Genomic DNA, 19,040 nt, shown 5'->3' with positions numbered 1-19,040 from the left:
CACACTCTTTTATGTAATGTATTGTGTTATGGCTAGACAAAAAAGTAGTACAACCGAAGATGGTTGTACTACTAATAAATAGAATCAATTTAGAATTTATTTATATTTAGGTATTTCAAGATAAATACTGAATGGTTGGATTTTATAGACTTCGTACATAGTATTAACTTGTTTATAAGCCCATCCAATGTCTGAAGCATATTGATTTCCTGCTACCAATTTAGTAGACATTAACTCAGGGTTCCAACGCATCTCATAAATTGTATTTTGAACAATTTTGTATGGGTTATTTCCACCTAAATATTTATTACTAATAAAGGCTGCACCACCCACAATTGCTGCATACGGAGAAAACCAGCCATTTTCATAAGCCGTTTTCGCTCCACAGTCTAGTGGACAAGAATCATACGCACCTACACCATACATGTTATAAACAGTTTTCCCGTTATATACTACACCTTTTGCAAGTGTAGAAGTGCCGTTTCCTGTTTCGAGTAACGTATGAGCCATTAAATATACTTCGTTAATTCCGTATTTCTTACCAGCATCGATAAATGCTTTTCCTTGATTTGCTAAAATTCCTTTTCCTGTAAGGTATTGATTTAGGGTTTCTACAGATACATCACTAGGTTTACTTAGGTTCATGAATTGAAGCCTATACTTTACATCCCCCATGTATTTAGTTGGATCCAAAAATCCCTTTACATCAGAGGATGTTGCATTACGCCAGTCACCAATACTTATTGTGTACCAACCACTAGTATTATCTTCCACTAAAACGGTTAGTAAGGAACCTTTACCTGCGGAACCATAAATGTGACTAGTATCATTCTTGTCTGCTCGAATATAAAGGATATCAGCAGTTACCTTGCCAACTCTCGAATTTATATTGGCAAGACTGTTATGAACATACAATTCTTTACCATCGTATTGGATTTTGTACCATCTTGTACTTCCAGAGAAGGTATCACCTGTAACGTTATCATCCAACACAAGGAAGGCAGTTCCACTTTTAACATTTGTAGCAATATTATCGGTACTTAAAACTGGAGATGTTCGTAAATTCACACTACTACCAGTTATTGAGCCTCCATCATACATTTGTAGATATTGTTTGCTCACATAAGCAGGAGCGTTTCTGTATTTATCTGTCTGTGGTGCTGGTGATGCTTTCATTTGCAAACTTACAGCTTCATTTAACGAAAGATTATAGTTGTTGTAGGTAGTAATCACGCTAGGTTTAACAAATGGTTTATTTGTAGGACCAGGTGCAACTCCACCTTTTTCAACTAAGACAATTTCAATTGCTTCTAAACGCTTTGATAGTGCTTCGGTACCTGCTGATTGGCCATTTTTTGCCCAATCTAACCAACCATAGGTTTGCGCGTGAACACGATAATAAACATCATAATGTTGTGCCATTTCACCTGATAGATTTATTTGAATGGCTTCTAGACGCTTACCTTCTCCAGACGTACCCGATAACGCCCCGTTGGATACATTATTTAACCAGCCATATCCTTGTACCAGAGTTTTGTAAGTAATATCACCGGTATATGGTTTATTTTGCAGGGAGATCTTAATCCCTTCTAACTGTCTTGATTGTCCTAATGTTCCAGACAATTTTCCATCAGAAACTGGAGCTAACCAGCCAATTCCTTGAACATGCGTGGAATAACTAACAGATGGGTCAACTACCAATGGTTTGTTGGTAGCCCCTGGAGCAGCCCCACCTTTTACAACTAACACAATTTGAATGGCTTCTAACCGCTTAGAAAGACCCTGAGTACCAGCGGATTGACCGTTTTTGGCCCAGTCTAACCAACCATAGGTTTGCGCATGTACACGATAATAAATATCATACCGTTCAGCCATTTCACCGGTTAAATTTATTTGGATGGCTTCCATCCGCTTACCTTCCCCCGATGTACCAGATAAAGCACCATTGGACACATTACTTAACCATCCATAGCTTTGGACATAGGTTTTGTAAGTAATATTTCCTGAATAAGGGGTGTTTTGTAAAGAAATCTTAATTGCTTCGAGACGTTTTGCTTCTCCTGATGTTCCTGATGTCTTTCCGTTAGTAACAGGAGTTAACCAACCATAACTTTGGACATGTGTTGTGTAAGAAACCAATGGCTCAATAACAAAAGGCTTATTTGTAGAACCAGGTGCAGCTCCACCTTTTTCGACTAATACAATTTCTATAGCTTCCAAACGTTTCGAAAGTGCCAAAGTACCAGCAGACTGGCCATTTTTCGCCCAGTCTAACCAACCGTAAGTTTGAGCATGTACACGATAATAAATATCATAACGTTCAGCCATTTCACCAGTTAAGTTTATTTGGATGGCTTCCAATCGTTTTGCTTCCCCAGATGTTCCAGAAATCGCACCATTGGATACATTATTTAACCAGCCATAAGTTTGGACATGCGTCTTGTAAGTGATATCTCCTGAAAATGGGGCATTTTTCAAAGATATCTTAATAGCTTCTAAACGTTTTGATTCTCCTGATGTTCCAGACATTTTACCATTAGACACTGGATCTAACCATCCGTAACCTTGCACATGTGTAGAATAAACAACAGAAGGAATAGTGGCGGCTGTAAACATCACCGTTTGCTTAGTTGTTGTTTTTGTACTAACCGAAGTTTGATCAATAGGAGATGAATCCTCAACAGCTGCATCTTGCGTTTTATTTTCAGTAGTTGTTTCAATTGCAGCATTTAGGGAGTAATATTCCTCTTCCGTTATCTCCCTTTTTTGATTATTTTCTTCAGTAATAACATATACTAATTCATGATTTCTAATAAAAGTTCCATATTCATCAACTGTGGTTCTCTCTTCAATGGAAGTTCCATTATCATTTTTTTCAACAACATTCCACTCATCGGTTAACTCAAGAGGTATGACTTTCTCTGCACTAAATGTATTTGAGACAATGACCCGATAAAAGATGCTTTCATCATCTGTTAAATATAGCTCGTTTAACCCCTCACTAACTTTCAAAATAGAATCAATTGCTTGATTAGTAGAATGGGAGATAGTAGCTTTAACAGATGACTTAGCTTCGTCCGTCCATCCTTTTAGTGTCACGGTTATCTCTTTATTAATCGAAAGCATTTGCTCTTCACCATTATAGTGGATGAGATAATAACTAGACCCTTCACCATTTGAGTTTTCTAATGCATAACTAATACTTATATTGGAAACAAAAGAGAAACTTATAAGTAGTGTAGTAATAAGTAATATTAAGATCTTTTGCACCGAATTCAATTTTTTTAAACCCCCTACAAGCTTTTTTAGAATAAACGTAAAATTATATATAGTAAAAAATTATAATAGTAAACTATGAGAAGTAGACGAACATCTTCTTTCTCTTACTAATAGACAATGTTCAACAAAATATTTATTACATTTATTAGGATACCAAAAAGTAGTAGAATTATATATGGCTATTTTCTTCCTAGTTCTAGTAAATTAGGACTATCCTTTACTGACATAATCAAAATAAATAGTTTTATATTTTTTTAAATAAAAATAAGTACCCTAGTGAATAGAGTACTTCAACATAAAACCATATTCATCATTTCTTCCCATCCAAACCAGCACGATACTCATTCGGCGTTATCCCCACAACCTTCTTAAACACCTTACGAAAATACTTATCATCCTGATAGCCAATCATATTTGCAATTTCATAGATCTTCAACTGACTATTTTTCAGCAGTGATTTAGCCTTTTTCATTCGGATGTTCACAATGTAGTCAGAGATATTCACGTTAAATTCCTGTTTGAACTTTCGTGAAATATACTCTCTGCTAATGTAAAAATGCTCAGAAATCTCTTGTAGCTTCACGTCACGATCAAAGTTTGCCTGCAAATACGCTTCAATATCTTCAATGATATTGCTTGTTTTCTTACTGGCCTGTTTCTTCAGCTTTCTCAGAAATAAACTGATCTCGCGCCTTTTCGCAACCACATATTCATCTAGCATGAAGTTCCCGTCTTCATCAAAAAACGAATCCACTCGGCCCTCGACATTTTCAGACACCTTCACCGCGATTTTATTAGCTTTATACGAGCGATTGCTCAACAGCAAGTACTCATTTTCAAACTGCAATACCTGTCTAACCGATAAGTAGTCCTGTTCGGTAAAATCGGTCCGCACCTGCTCGATGAGCTCGTCGAATGCTTCGATTTCCCCTGCTTGAATTGCCAAGTCTATGCTTGAGGAGTAGTCCATAATGCTTTTCAACGGTTTTTCTGGCATCACCTGTTCTACATAAACCTTGCAGGCTTTCTTCTCCAACAGATTTCTGCCAACAAGTACCTTTCTCGCTTCTCGGTATGACTCCTTCAGCTGTGAGCTTTCCATGACCATTTTTCCTAAAGCGATCGGACAAGCGATATTCATAGCTGTTTTCAAGGATTCATAAATCCCTGTGAGAATGTCCCCGATTTCATCAAACCGATTCCAAAAGATGATCACAACCTCACCCTTATTGGATAAATATCGAAACCCTATTCCGCATTCTTTTTCTATTAAAATTTCATTTACCACATTTAGCACTGTAAAATAGGTTAAATCACGGTCCCCACCAAATGCCTCAATTGTTCTGCGGTTCACCCGAATGATCCCCACCGTGTAGCTTCGTGATGATTGAAACCCTAGTTCCTCGAACAGACCCTCATCTACACCTTCATCACTATTCATGAGCTGCGTGAACTTTCGGTCGCGGTAGACAGGCTTCATCATATTCATCAACTGTCCGCTAGTTTCTTCTTTTTTCCGCTCCTGCTCTTCCTTTTTCCATTCGTCCACTGCCGTTTCTAGCGTTTGATTCAATATTTCCGGGTCCACTGGCTTTAGCAAATAATCCGTGCTTCCGAAGTGAATGGCTTTTCTCATATAATGATAGTCATCGTACCCAGTGACGACGATCACCTTGCTTGAAGGGTGATTTCCTTTGATCCATTCGAGTAGCTTCGTTCCGTCCATTTTCGGCATTTTCATATCGGAAAAAATAATCTCTGGGCGGTGTTTTTCAATAAGGTTTGTTGCTTCTTCTCCATTGCTTGCTTCATAGATCGTGGTGATTCCGTGCTTCTCCCAATTCCCTAGAAGTTTGATTCCTTCACGTACATGCGTTTCATCATCAACAATTAAAACGATCACGGCTATTTCCCCTCCTTCGGCATTTCAACAGGAATATCAATGCTTACCCCAAAGCCTACTTCTCCATTTTTAAAAATAATAAAATTAGCTTGATTACGATAATAAATCACTAATCGGTCATAAATATTTTTCAGTCCGATCGATTCAGAAGACTTCTCCGTTTCACTATATAATTCCTGACGAATGAGGCTTAATTGCTCCTCTGTCACACCCGTTCCATTGTCCTTCACACGGATTTGAAGCATCCGATTCTCTTTGACAGAAGCAGAAATGGTAATCAATTGTTTGTCTGTATGCTGATCAAAACCATGCTTAAAACAGTTTTCAACAATCGGCTGTAACATCATTTTTGGAACAAGAATTCCCTCGGCTTCCTTATCAATCACCAACTGAAATTGAAACTGATCATCGAATCGCTGTTTTTGCAGCTGCAAGTACGATTTCACATGTCGAATTTCGTGTGATAATGGGACAACATCTTCTCTCATATTCATGCTATACCGCATAATTGCAGCAAGTGACGTTAACAGTGTATACACCTTTGTCCCGTTAGCTTTGAGTGCCAACGTGCCAATTGATTGAAGCGAGTTATATAAAAAATGCGGATTGATTTGCGAGCGCAAAACGCGAAGCTGGGAAGCTTTATTTTCGATATCCAACCGGTATTCGCGTTCAATCAGTTCATTTATTTTTTCAATCATGCTCTTAAAATGTTTTCCTAGCATACCAATTTCGTCGTTTCCTAATGACTCAAAATCAGCCTTGAACTCCCCTTTTTCTACCTTTTTCATATTGGTGATCAGCACTTTGATAGGGGCGGTAATTTTAAACGAAACAAACATGGTAGCGACTAGCACGACAATAAGCGTGACAATTCCAATCACGATATTCGTATAGGCGGTTTGTCTTGCCATTTGATAAAGCACATCATACGGAATTCGCTTCGCAATATACCAATTTTCCACCGGTCCGGAAAATTGGTCAAACACGATCACCCCTTCGTCCCACTCAATGCTCTTTGTGAACGGTGGTTGCTGCTTGATAGGCTCATACCAACTCTCCGTCATCGGCTCTCCAATCATCGCTTCATTCGAGGAATACACCACGATTCCTTGGTCATTCACAATAAAAAGCTCTTCGGCGTCCTTCGTATATAATCGATCCGCTACTGCACCGATTCTTGATAAATTAATATCAATGGAAAGAAACCCTAAAATATCTTCCGCAGGTACATCGCGAATAACACTGTGAAAGCTGAGGACCTTTGTACTCTGTGATTTCGGTATAAAGGACATATTGTTATAGCTGGATATTTCATGTGGTGGTTCAATCAAATAAAAATCGTCATGGTCTGGCAGCTGAGCATAATAAGGATGCGAAAGAATATCCTCATATTCTCCACGGCCGCTGATTGTAGAATGATAGTTTATAAACGAATCCTTTTCCTTATCAATGTATAAGTGCATTTGTTCAATTTCAGGTCGGGTATTAAATAAATAGGCAAGTGCCCTTCTTATTTCGCCTTGATTACTTCCTATATCATCAGAGATTCCTTCTCGCATCACACTCATTAATGGTTCATAACGATAGAGAACGGTGGTCATTTGCGCAATATCCTCCAAATATACTGTGAGTTCCTGCTCACCCTTTGCAATAAGATCGTGGTTCGTAGAAACAAACTGATCATTAATCGAGTTGGTTGTCTGATAATAGGTAATTCCGATCGCCATACCAAATGGGAGGATGGTTGCCAGCATTAAAAAGATGATTAACTTTTTCCGAATTCCCCATTTCATCGCTTTTCCTCATCCTTCCTTGGTAGAAATCCCACTCATTGTAGCACAATTTTCTTGGACTTCAACAGAGGGTGTAAAAAAAGAAACGGTTCAATATTTTCCACCCAGTTGGTCAATGTAAGCCGTTTCATAGTTTCTTAAAATAGTTGAAAATAGGTCTATGGAGGTGCTGGGGATGAATAGCCAAAGTAATGTAAAAGAAGTGGACGGATCAGTGATTGTAAGCGAGACAACCAAGCACAAAACTGAATCCAAACCTTTCCTAAGTAAAAAGAAGCTGAAAAACGCGGGGTTGTTTACCTTATTCGTAGGACCTGTTTTCTTGGCATTTACCTTAATTGTCTTAATTCCTTTCTTTACAGGTATTTATTACGCGTTTACAGATTGGAATGGGGTTACCGGATCGGTTCAATGGGTAGGCCTTGATAACTTCAAGTATTTACTTTTTGAAGATAAACAGTTTCACGCATCATTTATTTTAACAACAAAATACACCGTGGTAGCAATTGTGCTAACAAACGCGATCGGCTTTGGATTAGCGCTTCTAGTTACACAAATGCTGAAAACAAGTAATATTTTACGAACGGTCTTCTTCATGCCGAATTTACTAGGCGGATTATTGCTAGGATTCATTTGGCAGTTCATTTTTGTTAAAGGATTTGCTTCAATCGGTGAATTAACTGGAATTCCACTTTTTGAACTAGCGTGGCTAGGAGATGCAAAAACGGCGTTCTGGGGAATCGTGATCGTGAGTGTGTGGCAAGGTGCTGGCTACATTATGATCATCTATATCGCAGCACTGCAAAACGTTCCACAAGAATTAATTGAAGCAGCACGAATTGATGGAGCAAACAGATGGCAGGTTCTTCGACACATCACGATGCCGTTAGTTGCACCAGCTGTAACGATCTGTTTATTCTTAACAACAGCATCATCTTTTAAAATCTTTGATGCGAACCTATCTTTAACTAATGGTGGACCATTTAAGTCAACAGAAATGTTAGCACTTAATATCTATACAGAGGCCTTTGTGAACAACCGTTATGGAATCGGTGAAGCCAAGGCATTGATTTTCTTCCTTATTGTAGCAGCGATCTCTGTGCTGCAAGTGACGATTTCTAAGAAAAGGGAGGTTGAATCGTGATGGGTCACAAGTATACAGGAAGAACATTTATTGTTGAGATCCTTGCGATTGCACTCGGACTCGTGTTCTTAGTCCCTTTCTATTATGTCGTGTCAAACTCCCTGAAGCCTTTCGCCGAGATTTTAACGAATACTTCGGCATTACCGAAAGTGTTTCAGTTTGAGAATTATGTACAAGCGTTTGAGAAACTAGATTACTTGAATGTTTTTACCAACTCTTTAATTATTACTGTTTCAAGTAACATCGTTCTAGTCATTTTTTGCTCGATGGCAGCTTATATGCTCGTTCGTACAAAAAAGAAGATTAGTAATGTGATTTTTATGAGCTTTGTTGCAGCAATGATTATCCCGTTCCAATCGATTATGATTCCGCTGATTAAAACAGCAGGAAACTTCGGATTACTGAATAGTATGTGGGGCCTTGTGATCATGTACTTAGGCTTCGGGTCTGGGATGACGATCTTCTTGTACCACGGGTTTATTAAAGGCATTCCAGTTGAACTGGAAGAAGCAGCTATTATTGATGGTTGCTCTCGATTTGGGGTTTTCTGGAGAATTGTTTTTCCATTATTAAAACCGATTACTGTAACAATTGTGATTTTAAACAGCTTATGGATTTGGAATGACTTCTTGTTGCCGTCTCTTGTTCTTCAAGATCCGGAGCTAAGAACGATTCCACTTGCAACCTTCTTCTTCTTCGGTCAATATACGAAGCAGTGGGATTTAGCATTAGCGGCATTGGTACTTGGAATTATCCCATTATTGATTTTCTTCTTCTCAATGCAAAAGCACATCATTAAAGGGATTACTAGTGGTTCGATTAAGTAAGGGTTTTACCTCCACAGTCTGAAAACTTCAGACTGTGGGATCCAATATATTAAAGATCATTTTCCAAGGGGGAAAACAAAAATGGCTTTAAAGTTGAAAAAGTATTCTGTATTAGCAGGTGTCTTGTCTGCCTCACTTCTTTTAGGAGCATGTTCAAGTGACAGCGCGTCAGGCGACAAGGAAAGTGGAAGTAAGGATGATAAAATTGTTCTTGATGTTTTCCAAGGTAAGGTTGAAATTGCTGATCAATTGAAAGCGCTAACAGATGAATATACAAAAGAAAATCCAGATGTAACATTCAACATTGAAACGGTTGGAGGCGGAGCGGACGGAGCAGCTGCTCTTAAAGCAAAATTTGCTTCTAATAAAGCTCCTGATATCTTCATGAACGACGGAGATGCTGCTGCCCTTGTTTGGAAGGATAAGTTTGAAGATCTATCTGATCAACCTTGGATTGACGATGCATTCGAAGGTACATTAGACGGAATGACAATCGATGGCAAAGTATACGGAATGCCATTGAACATGGAAGGATACGGTTTTGCGTACAACAAAGCACTATTTGAAAAAGCAGGAATCACTGAGCTTCCTACGACGTTCTCTGAATTAGAAGCGGCTGCTAAGAAGCTTCAAGACGCTGGAATCACTCCATTCTCGATCGGATACGGCGAGTGGTGGGTATTAGCAAACCACGGCTTAAACGTTCCATTTGCTTACCAAGAAGACACAGAAGCTTTCTTTAACGGATTAAACGATGGCTCTGGAAAAATTGAAGGCAACGAATATGTGAGCAAGTATTTCGACCTAATTGACTTAACAATCAAGTACGGTAACAAAAACCCATTAACAACAGATTACAACACACAAGTTACTCTATTTGCGACTGGTGAAGTGGCTATGACGCAACAAGGGAACTGGATTCAACCAATGCTAGACAAAATCAACCCTGAAATCGAAGTTGGCTTCATTCCAATGCCACTTACTGACGACGCAGCACAAGCGGATAAGCTAATGGTTGACGTTCCAAGTAACTGGGTTATTCACAATGGTGCTACAGATGAAGAAAAAGAAGCAGCGAAAGACTTCTTAAACTGGATGGTTACTTCTGACGCTGGTAAAACAGCTATGACAAAAGAATTCAAGTACATCCCTGCATTCAAATCCATCGATGCTTCAGCTGATGACATCGGACCTCTAGGTGCGGACCTTCTGAAATACTCTAAAGAAGGCAAAACATACTCTTGGCAGTTCATGAAGTACCCAGATGGTGCTGGTCAAGAATTCGGTGCAGCTCTTCAAGCATACGTGGGCGGCCAAGCTTCAAAAGAAGAAACCATGAAAGCATTCGACGACACTTGGAAAAAGCTTAAGAAATAATAAAATGATGAAATTTTGAACTGACTCGATCAGCCGTAGGATATCACGCGGCTGGTTGGGTCATTTTTTTTGTGGTTGTTCGTTAACTGTCCACCTCACACGGACAAAAATAGTGTTTCTGTCCACGAGTGGTGACAGACACCCTAAAAAGACACTTCCCCCCATTCTGTCCACGAAGGGTGTCTGTCACCACAAAAAGACACTTTCCCACATTCTGTCCACGAGGGGTGTCTGTCACCGTATTCGGTGGTATAATGGAGGATAGACTATTTTTGATAACGGGAGGGTTGGACGGATGTCACATATCCCTGAGGTTTACAAAGAATTAATTGAAACGGCTGCCGCAGATGTTTCGAAGCTCCTAAGTCCGGGTTATGAACCGGATGCGAAGCTGATGCAAAAAGGACTTCTTATATATAGGCAAGGACTCGTTACAAAGGTCCGCTACGAGGATGGCTCGGTTACATCAACGGTTCAGGATGTTACACCGGTGTTTGTTCAGGTCGAGCTGAACTTCTTCCAAACAAGCTCCTGCTCCTGCCCAGCCGATGGAATTTGCCGTCATATCGTCGCTACCTTTCTTTACGCTTTTTCCCAAGTTGGCAGTGTGGCTGACTGGGTCGAGGAATGGCGCACCCCTCTTCATGAGAAAAAAACGGCGCAACAGCTCGGACTCATGAAGGCCAAGGATTTAATGAAAGGATCAGGTACCATCAAACCCGACTATGATCATTGGGTTCAAACCTTTCAAAATAGCTTTCAATCAATCATGAAGGGCCAAGGAACACCCAAGCCCTACCTCATTCCAGAACTGTACCAGGCATATACGAGACGTCTCCGGGCAAGTGCACCTGTTGAACAAGAATGGAAACAGCTCTACCTGCTGATCGGAAACATCTTTTCGTTCCGCCAGTTACTCAACTTAAGCCAGGAATCCGGTCATAGCTCCTATGACATCGAACGAAACTACCAGCAGCTTTTTTTCTCACTCATTGACGAAACCGAGGTGCTCAACAATCGCCTGAGCGTACACGCCCTTCCCTTCGCCTTTGATGAATTCATTGCCCGATTGAAGGATGATGTGACCGACCTTCTCATTGACGAGGTTGCTTTAGAATTTGAACGGATTCAGCTTTATCAGCTGCTTTGGAGTTCTCTTTTTAAAAAGAAGCATTGGCGTGAAGAAGAGCTAGAAAAACTAGCGAACCTTGGAAAAATCAATGGCTCCTACGCCCTTTCAATTGGCTACATCCATCTGAACCTATTATTAAAGCGAGACGAAAAAGCTTTATCCATCATCAGTCAGCACGAAGCAGACCTTAGTCCCTTTCTTCTCATTTGGTTAGAGGACTTTAAATCACAACGTGACTGGAAACGCATGGGGCCATTCGTTGAGGCATTTATTGGCTACTTACGACCTTATTTACTCAGCTTACCGAACAGCTACGCGTGCTTTGACTTCACACGTTATGCAACAAGGGTACTGCAATCATATTGCTCAGAAACGAATCGAATCGATCTGTATGAAAAAATTCTCATGCAGCTTCTTCCCTATAGCTACCGTGAATACGAACAATACTTATATATGGAAAAGCAATACGAAAAATGGAGCGACCTGCAAGCCTATATCGGCTATGACATGACCTCCATCTCGACCGATAAAATCAAAGAGCTTCAAAAAGAGGACCCGTCCGTCCTATTGCCGCTGTACCATCAATCGATTCAAAAAAATATTGATTTGAAAAATCGTGGCAACTATCGCCAAGCCGTTCGTGAGCTAAAAAAGCTTCGAACACTATATAAAAAACTCAAACGCCAAGATGAGTTTGAGCAATTTTTCGACCTATTACTTGAACGAACGAAACGTCTTCGAGCATTTCACGAAGAATGTCAAAGGGGTAAGCTGATTCATGCTTAAAACGAGACTCGTACACATACACATTCGTCATATAGAGAATAATCGCTACTTTATTTGGGCAACCAATGACCATAACGACGACGTCCAACCGTCCCAGTGGAAATCGCTTCTTTTTAACCGACACAAGGAATCGTATTATGGAACCTTTGTCGATGAAGAAACGATTGACCAACATCCTGGCGTGATGATTGACGCTTGGCAGCTGGTGTCCCTTTTAGCACAAGAGCAATTCAACCAGCTCATTGAGTGGGATTGGGATGAAACGGCGCAAATCTGCCTAGCCTCTGCCCATTCACTACACGAAGCGATTTCGGAAAAAGATTGGCTTCCTGACTTTTCAGCATGGGAACAAGACGAATTCCGCTGGGCTCTTCCTGAACGGGTAAAGCAGGAATTTGATCCGTCTTTTTTCGAGCAGCAAATTTCCGAGGAAGAAACCGTTCAGCTTTTTATAGAAAAATGGTTCGACTCCTCCCTTAGCTCCTTCTTCGACCGAAATCAGGAATGGCATGAAAAGGTAGGAGTGAAGCTTGATGCCTTAAAAAATCAAGCCCTATCTCCACGAGCTTTGGCTACCTATTTTGATGAAGAAACATGGAGCGAATGGATTGGACTGAAGGAGTCTCAAGTACCGTTTTCACTAGGCCTGCGCTTAGAGGAACCCGCTGATCTTGATGGAACATGGGAATTGCAAATCTTTTTACGCGGAAAAAATCAACCAGATCTGATTGTGGATGCCAAAGACGACAGCAATATGCCTAAAAGCTGGTATGCATACGATTCATACATTGAACGTGAGCAGCAGCGGTGGGTCGAACTTTTTCCATGGCTTGAAGGAAAACGCGGTGTTACTAGTCAGTTAACGGAAAACGATGCCTGGATGTTCTTGTCTGATGCGAGTGAAACGTTGCTGGCATTGGGAGTCGAAATTCTCCTCCCATCTTGGTGGCAAGCGATGAAGAATGCGAACTTGAAGGTTAAAGCGAAGCTCAAGGGAACGGGCTCACGCGGTCAGTCATTTGTAGGTCTTCAGGCGATGCTTGATTACAACTGGCGCTTCTCGATGAACGGCGTAGAGCTGAGTGAGGACGAATTCCATCAGCTTGTCGAGGAAAAAAGACGCCTCGTATTTATTCGCGGTCGATGGATCAAGCTCGATCCAGGATTTATTCGGACGATTCAAGATCTGATGAAAAAGGCCGAAAAAGAAGGCTTGCACGTAAGAGACCTCATTCAGCAGGAGCTTTTAGGTGGAGATGACGAGGATCCTTCACAATCGCTAGATGATCCACGTGCGTTTGCCAAAATTCAAATTGAGCTGAACCGTCAGTGGAAGCAAATGATTAAGATGCTCCAGGACGTCCGCTCGATCCCAGAGGTGGCGGTACCAGAAAGCTTTCTCGGTGAGCTGCGGCCTTATCAAAAACAAGGCATGAGCTGGCTATTGTTCTTGCGTAAATATGGGTTTGGCGCAATATTAGCTGACGATATGGGACTTGGAAAAACGATTCAGTTGATCAGCTACCTTTTACAGGTGAAAAAAGAGGATAAAAACCCGGCACCAGCTCTGATAGTTTGCCCAACCTCCGTACTCGGAAACTGGCAAAAGGAGATCGAACGCTTTGCACCAAATATGAAGGTGTATCTTCATTACGGTTCGAATCGTTTGAAAGAGGAGAAGTTCAACAAGAAAGTGCTAGAGTCGGATGTTGTTTTAACTTCATATGGACTGACCCATATTGATGCAGCCGAGTTTGAAACCATTACATGGAGCTCAGTCGCGATTGACGAAGCGCAAAATATTAAAAATGCGGGGACAAAGCAATCTCGTGCGGTCCGAAAGCTAAACGGTAAGCACCATATCGCACTAACGGGAACACCGATGGAAAACCGCTTGACTGAGCTTTGGAGCATTTTTGATTTTACGAATCACGGGTACTTAGGAAGCTTAGGAAATTTCCAGAAAAAGTTCGTCTTGCCGATTGAAAAAGACAATGAGAAGGAAAAAATCGGTGAGCTTCAAGCATTGATTCGACCATTCTTACTACGACGGACGAAAAAAGACGAAGAAGTGGCACTCAATCTACCAGATAAGCAGGAGCAAAAAGAATACTGTCCACTTACTGCCGAGCAGGCCTCACTGTACGAGCAACTCGTTCAAGATACGTTTGCTCAGATCGAAACACTTACTGGCCTCGAGCGAAAGGGTCTTATTTTACAATTGTTGAGCCGCTTAAAACAGCTATGCAACCACCCTGCTCTTTATTTGAAGGAAGAAAAGCCATTACAGCTTCTCGAACGTTCCGTTAAGCTTGAAAAATTAACCGAGCTTATCGAAGCCGTACTCGAGCGCGAGGAAAGTGGCCTTATCTTTACTCAATACATCGAGATGGGTGAGATTATTCGCAGGGTACTGAATAAGAAGTACGGAATTGAAGTTCCTTTCTTAAACGGAAGTGTGCCAAAAGCTAAGCGGGACGAAATGATCACACGATTCCAAAACCGTGAGTTCCCTGTGTTCTTACTAAGCTTAAAAGCCGGTGGAACTGGGTTAAATCTAACAGCGGCGAATCACGTCATACACTACGATCGCTGGTGGAATCCAGCCGTCGAAAACCAAGCAACCGACCGTGCCTACCGAATCGGTCAAAAGCGATTCGTTCACGTGCACAAATTCATCAGCACGGGCACACTCGAAGAAAAAATTGACGCCATGCTAGAGAAAAAACAAACGCTAAACGATGCCATCATCCAAAGCGACAACTGGATTACCGAGCTCTCCACCGACGAGCTACGCGACCTAATCCTCCTCTCCTAGTTTAAAACGGGTAAAACGGGTGTCTGTCACCACAAAAAGACAGATTGGATCAATTTGTCCGTCTGGAGTGGACATTTTACACTTTGTCTACTGTCCATCTCAGGTGAACAAAACATATGAAAGTGTCCACGAAGGGTGTCTGTCACCGCAAGCGGGACGTAGAAAGACCCAGCCATGGCTGGGTCTTTTCCTTATATCTTTTCCTTTATATTGCTAAGTGTCCTTTTAGCTCTTGTTGCACTCGTTCTTTTTCTTCGTCGGAGACAAAGAGGTACCATACTTTCCCTATGTACCCGCCCTTTCCTTGAATGGTGAGTTGGTCAATCATGCTTCCGGACTTTCGATAGTTTTTCTGGATATCGACCATTTGATCCCAGGTTAGGTTCGTTCGAACATTTTCTCCGAGTGCGGAGAAGATATCACCGAAATTGGTTAGTGAGCTCAAGCTTGCTCCTTCACGAATAACTCCGCGAATAATTTGACGCTGACGCTGCTGTCTCCCAAAATCTCCTTGTGGGTCATCATATCTCATCTGCACATACGAAAGAGCTTCTTCACCCGTTAAGCCGATTTGACCTTCTTTAAAAGTAACGCCTCCGTTAGAAAACTCAAACGAGTTGTTCACTGTAATTCCGCCTACTGCATCCACAATATCTTGAAAGCCTTCCATATTCACCTTTATATAATAGTCAATCGGGATGTCGAGGAAGTTTTCAACGGTTGCCATTGCCATTTCTTCATTCCCAAAGGCATACGCATGATTAATCTTATCCTCGGTACCATGGCCAACAATCTCCACCCTCGTATCTCGCGGAATACTTAACATCTTCACTGTTTCTAATTCCGGATTCACCGTCAACACTATCATGGTATCTGATCGGCCTTTGTCTCCTTCTCTCTCATCCACACCCAGCATCAGCACAGAGAACGGCTCCTTGGCATCAAGAGAAACTTCCTGTGTCCTTTTATCGGAAACCTTTCGACTCGTCGGATCATGCATTGTTTCCATCGCTTTACTTAGCGAATGATATACGGAGTATGCGTACGCACCTGCTCCAAGAAAAAGCAACAGCAGGATTATTCCGGTTACCCTTGCCCATCTCCGCTTTTTCTTACGCCTTTCTGCCCTCATAAAGACAACCTCCCTTTATGAAAACAGAATACCAGAAAAATTATCCAATTTTACAAAAAGTGTTCGACATTTTCTTTTACATATTGGCTCTTTTCTTAAACTTTGTTGCTTTAGCGCAAAATAGCTATTTCCACGCTAAAATCGGCTTTAAGATTTTAACAACAATCTTTACTAAAACAGCCTACATATTAAACAACCAAACCACCAACGTCCCAAAACTAGATCCTAAAATCGCACTTAACGTCATTGAAACCGAGCTAATAGAGACTGTTAATTCATCGAACTCCTTCGCTTTCGAGGTCCCAATCGCATGCGAGGCACTACCAAAGGCGATACCTCTTCCTATTGGACTTGTAATCCGAAACCACCTAAAAATAAGTGGTCCTAAAACGGCTCCCGTCAGACCGGCTAGCAACACAAATACGATGGTCAAAGAAGGAATGCCCCCGATTGCCGATGCTACCTGGATCGCAACGGGAGTGGTAATCGATTTAGGAATAATTGAGAGGATGAGATTTTCAGAAACTCCGAAAACCTCCGCAAGCAACACGCCACTGATCATCCCTACTACTAACCCTATGAGCACCCCTCCCACAATCGGGACGAGCTGGCTCATTAACGTTTTTCTTTGCTTATACAAGGGAAGAGCAAGTGCTACAACCGCTGGCCCCAGCAACTGGTTGATCCATTCTCCACCGATCATATACGTTTCATAAGACAGTTGAAGCACGCTTAAGATCACAATGATCGCAATGGTGGTTGTCAGCAAGGGAAGAAGAAACGCGAAAGAATACTTTAGGTATAATCGGTTCATCCCTAGGTACATGCCGACCGTTAACACCACAATAATTATTGAGACAAGGAATTGTTGCACCTGACATTCTCCTTTCTTTTTTTTGCGATTCTTTCCAAGTGCTGACTACCCCACCCAGCTGAAATCATCGTCACGATCGTACTACCAATGATAATCCCAAATAAGATTACCCCTTTTCCTGAAAAAAGAGACGGTTCGTTCATCACGCTGACCGTTGCAGGCACTAAAAGCAACGGAAGAAAAGTGATGAGAACATTCGCACCGTCCTGAACCCAATGAATGGGCAAAATTTTTAATAAAAGTAAAATCAATAATAATAGCAATCCAATAATGCTCCCAGGGAGAGGGATATGGAGTAAATCTTTAAGATAACTGCCTATATAAAATAACCCAAACAAAATACCAATCTGAAAAATCACCTTTGTAGTATACATCATCGAGTTGAACCGCCACCTTATTTAAAAGACTATCTTTATTTTACTATAAAAAACATTTAGAAAGGCTCGATTCTGCATTCCAATCGATAGTAATAAAAAAACGAGCAGCCAATTAAGCTACTCGAATAGTGAGGGGGAGTGAGGAAGTTATTGATTCTATCTAAGGGAGAACATATGAGGATAATTTTAGTATCTTAAATGTGTTTCCCGAATCGCACATTCTAACTGAGCGATTCTCATTTGTAACAGAGAAATATGTTCATGGGATTTCCCGACGAGTTCGATCAGCTGTTCCACTACATGTTCGTTCATATGTTTCAAGGAGCAACGACCTCTCTTTCTGGTGGAGGAGTTGGAAGTGGGATTTTAGCGGCCCGGTCGTCTTCTCTTCTCGGACCGATGAATCGAACATTTTCTGCAACCACTTCCGTTACATACGTTCTTTTCCCCTGATTATCATAGCTGCGTGTCTGGATTCTACCGGTAATGCCAATAAGGGAGCCCTTTTTACAAAAGGCCGTCGTGTTTTCGGCGGTTTTTCGCCATAAGGTACAATGAACAAAGTCTGTGTCCACCTCTCCTTTTTGGTTTCGATATTGTCGGTTTACTGCGAGGATGATATTGCAGACATATACTCCTTCTGGGGTAACCCTCAAATCGGGATCTTTCGTCAACCTCCCTACCAACGTCACTTGATTGATCATCTGTCATCTCCTCTCCAATTGATGCTCCTATCATAATTGGAAATGGATACCTATGTAAAACGACTATGGTTCAATTTTCCTATTTATTTCCCATGAACTTTTCATCATTTCCTTAGATGAAAATGCAAATTTACCCTCTATATCCCCCTCCAAATTACGATTTTTACCGTTTCAAAAGTTTTTTTCGACAAAGCTATTTGTTCAACGCATAGGCAATAAGAACTGTACCCGCGAATTCCACCCACCCTCCTGCAAAAAGTAGAATTCGTTTTTGTTTCTCCTTTTCCTCCGAAGTTAGTATACCGACTGAATCGAGAATTGTGCCTAAGGTAATTAAGTTCAATCCAGTCACCTCAAGGTTAGGTGACATACCTTCCCCGACTTGAGCAACACCAGTCGCTTCTAACGCTGCACCCATTGATTGAATGGTGCTTCCTAAGGAATTGAATCTTGTATTTTCTAAGGAAGGGCTCTCAATTTCCACATTGGTGGCCAAACTATTTATTGTATTTCCACCTGCCTGCACAAAGGTTCCTACCATCCCAAGAATATTCTTCTCTCCTTCAGGCTCATCCATTAGCTTTAACCGACCAACTCCTTGCAAGGTATTCCCAACCGCTTGTACCGCATTGCCGTCACGCACCAGCTTCTTATTGATTTCTTCAACGGGATGAGCCCCCGTTTCCCCAACTGCCGAAATAAAGGCACCTATCGCCAATAAATTGGCCCCGACCACAATCATTTCTTCTCCCTCTAGATACAAAGAAATCACCTCTAAGATAGCTCATGCTAATATCTTATTCATCGTGCTTTTCCTTGATCATTTCGCGTAGATATTTTCAAAAGGTTGAAGAATTCGCTTTCATCTCTGCATATGTTATAATTTAGGAA

General features: G+C 41.2%; 14 protein-coding genes. 5 read left to right on the top strand and 9 right to left on the bottom strand.

From position 1 onward, the window contains the following. Positions 1 to 96: 96 nt before the first annotated feature. From M3175_RS15540 to M3175_RS15530, 3 genes are all read right to left on the bottom strand, one after another. Positions 97 to 3,270: a glucosaminidase domain-containing protein gene (locus M3175_RS15540; protein ID WP_251520984.1), complete on the bottom strand. Its 3,174-nt coding sequence runs from the start codon at positions 3,268 to 3,270 to the stop codon at positions 97 to 99. A gap of 319 nt (positions 3,271 to 3,589) precedes the next feature. Then, positions 3,590 to 5,182 (bottom strand): response regulator, encoded by a 1,593-nt coding sequence (locus M3175_RS25170; protein ID WP_251520682.1) that lies wholly within the window; start codon positions 5,180 to 5,182, stop codon positions 3,590 to 3,592. A 2-nt stretch (positions 5,183 to 5,184) separates the two neighbouring features. Beyond that, on the bottom strand, positions 5,185 to 6,978 hold the full coding sequence (locus M3175_RS15530; RefSeq protein ID WP_251520679.1) for a cache domain-containing sensor histidine kinase: 1,794 nt from the start codon (positions 6,976 to 6,978) through the stop codon (positions 5,185 to 5,187). Between the two features lie 175 nt (positions 6,979 to 7,153). Here M3175_RS15530 and M3175_RS15525 point away from each other — a divergent pair, with 175 nt between their 5' ends. From M3175_RS15525 to M3175_RS15505, 5 genes are all read left to right on the top strand, one after another. Further along, entirely contained in the window at positions 7,154 to 8,122 is a 969-nt protein-coding gene (locus M3175_RS15525) for a carbohydrate ABC transporter permease (RefSeq protein ID WP_251520676.1), read from the top strand. Further along, positions 8,122 to 8,949, top strand: a complete 828-nt coding sequence (locus M3175_RS15520) for a carbohydrate ABC transporter permease (protein ID WP_251520673.1) — start codon at positions 8,122 to 8,124, stop codon at positions 8,947 to 8,949. Before M3175_RS15525 ends, M3175_RS15520 begins: the two co-directional genes overlap by 1 nt. 81 nt (positions 8,950 to 9,030) lie before the next feature. Beyond that, positions 9,031 to 10,326 carry an ABC transporter substrate-binding protein gene (locus M3175_RS15515; RefSeq protein ID WP_251520670.1) on the top strand — a complete coding sequence of 432 codons (1,296 nt, stop codon included), beginning with the start codon at positions 9,031 to 9,033 and terminating at the stop codon, positions 10,324 to 10,326. A gap of 295 nt (positions 10,327 to 10,621) precedes the next feature. Further along, positions 10,622 to 12,244, top strand: coding sequence for an SWIM zinc finger family protein (locus M3175_RS15510; RefSeq protein WP_251520667.1), 1,623 nt, complete (start codon positions 10,622 to 10,624; stop codon positions 12,242 to 12,244). Beyond that, positions 12,237 to 15,062: a DEAD/DEAH box helicase gene (locus M3175_RS15505; RefSeq protein ID WP_251520664.1), complete on the top strand. Its 2,826-nt coding sequence runs from the start codon at positions 12,237 to 12,239 to the stop codon at positions 15,060 to 15,062. Before M3175_RS15510 ends, M3175_RS15505 begins: the two co-directional genes overlap by 8 nt. Positions 15,063 to 15,267: 205 nt before the next feature. Here the strand turns inward: M3175_RS15505 and M3175_RS15500 are convergent, their stop codons facing one another. The 6 genes from M3175_RS15500 to M3175_RS15480 all read right to left on the bottom strand — a co-directional run bounded on the left by M3175_RS15500 (position 15,268) and on the right by M3175_RS15480 (position 18,921). Then, the gene (locus tag M3175_RS15500) at positions 15,268 to 16,194 is read right to left on the bottom strand and encodes an LCP family glycopolymer transferase (protein WP_251520661.1); all 927 of its coding nucleotides are present in this window, start codon (positions 16,192 to 16,194) and stop codon (positions 15,268 to 15,270) included. 181 nt (positions 16,195 to 16,375) lie between these two features. After that, positions 16,376 to 17,068 (bottom strand): LrgB family protein, encoded by a 693-nt coding sequence (locus tag M3175_RS15495; protein WP_251520657.1) that lies wholly within the window; start codon positions 17,066 to 17,068, stop codon positions 16,376 to 16,378. Continuing rightward, a complete protein-coding gene (locus tag M3175_RS15490) occupies positions 17,044 to 17,445 on the bottom strand; it encodes a CidA/LrgA family protein (RefSeq protein WP_251520654.1) in 402 nt (133 codons plus the stop codon). Before M3175_RS15490 ends, M3175_RS15495 begins: the two co-directional genes overlap by 25 nt. A gap of 186 nt (positions 17,446 to 17,631) precedes the next feature. Then, positions 17,632 to 17,757 carry a hypothetical protein gene (locus M3175_RS24920; protein ID WP_285852300.1) on the bottom strand — a complete coding sequence of 42 codons (126 nt, stop codon included), beginning with the start codon at positions 17,755 to 17,757 and terminating at the stop codon, positions 17,632 to 17,634. Positions 17,758 to 17,762: 5 nt separating this feature from the next. After that, positions 17,763 to 18,149, bottom strand: coding sequence for a single-stranded DNA-binding protein (gene ssb / locus M3175_RS15485; RefSeq protein ID WP_251520651.1), 387 nt, complete (start codon positions 18,147 to 18,149; stop codon positions 17,763 to 17,765). Positions 18,150 to 18,342: 193 nt separating this feature from the next. Next, positions 18,343 to 18,921 carry a DUF6944 family repetitive protein gene (locus M3175_RS15480; RefSeq protein ID WP_251520648.1) on the bottom strand — a complete coding sequence of 193 codons (579 nt, stop codon included), beginning with the start codon at positions 18,919 to 18,921 and terminating at the stop codon, positions 18,343 to 18,345. Positions 18,922 to 19,040 lie beyond the last annotated feature (119 nt).

The organism is Robertmurraya korlensis (genome assembly GCF_023715225.1).
In the GTDB taxonomy this organism is placed as follows: Bacteria; Bacillota; Bacilli; order Bacillales; family Cytobacillaceae; genus Robertmurraya_A.
This window is presented reverse-complemented; position numbering and strand designations above follow the sequence as displayed.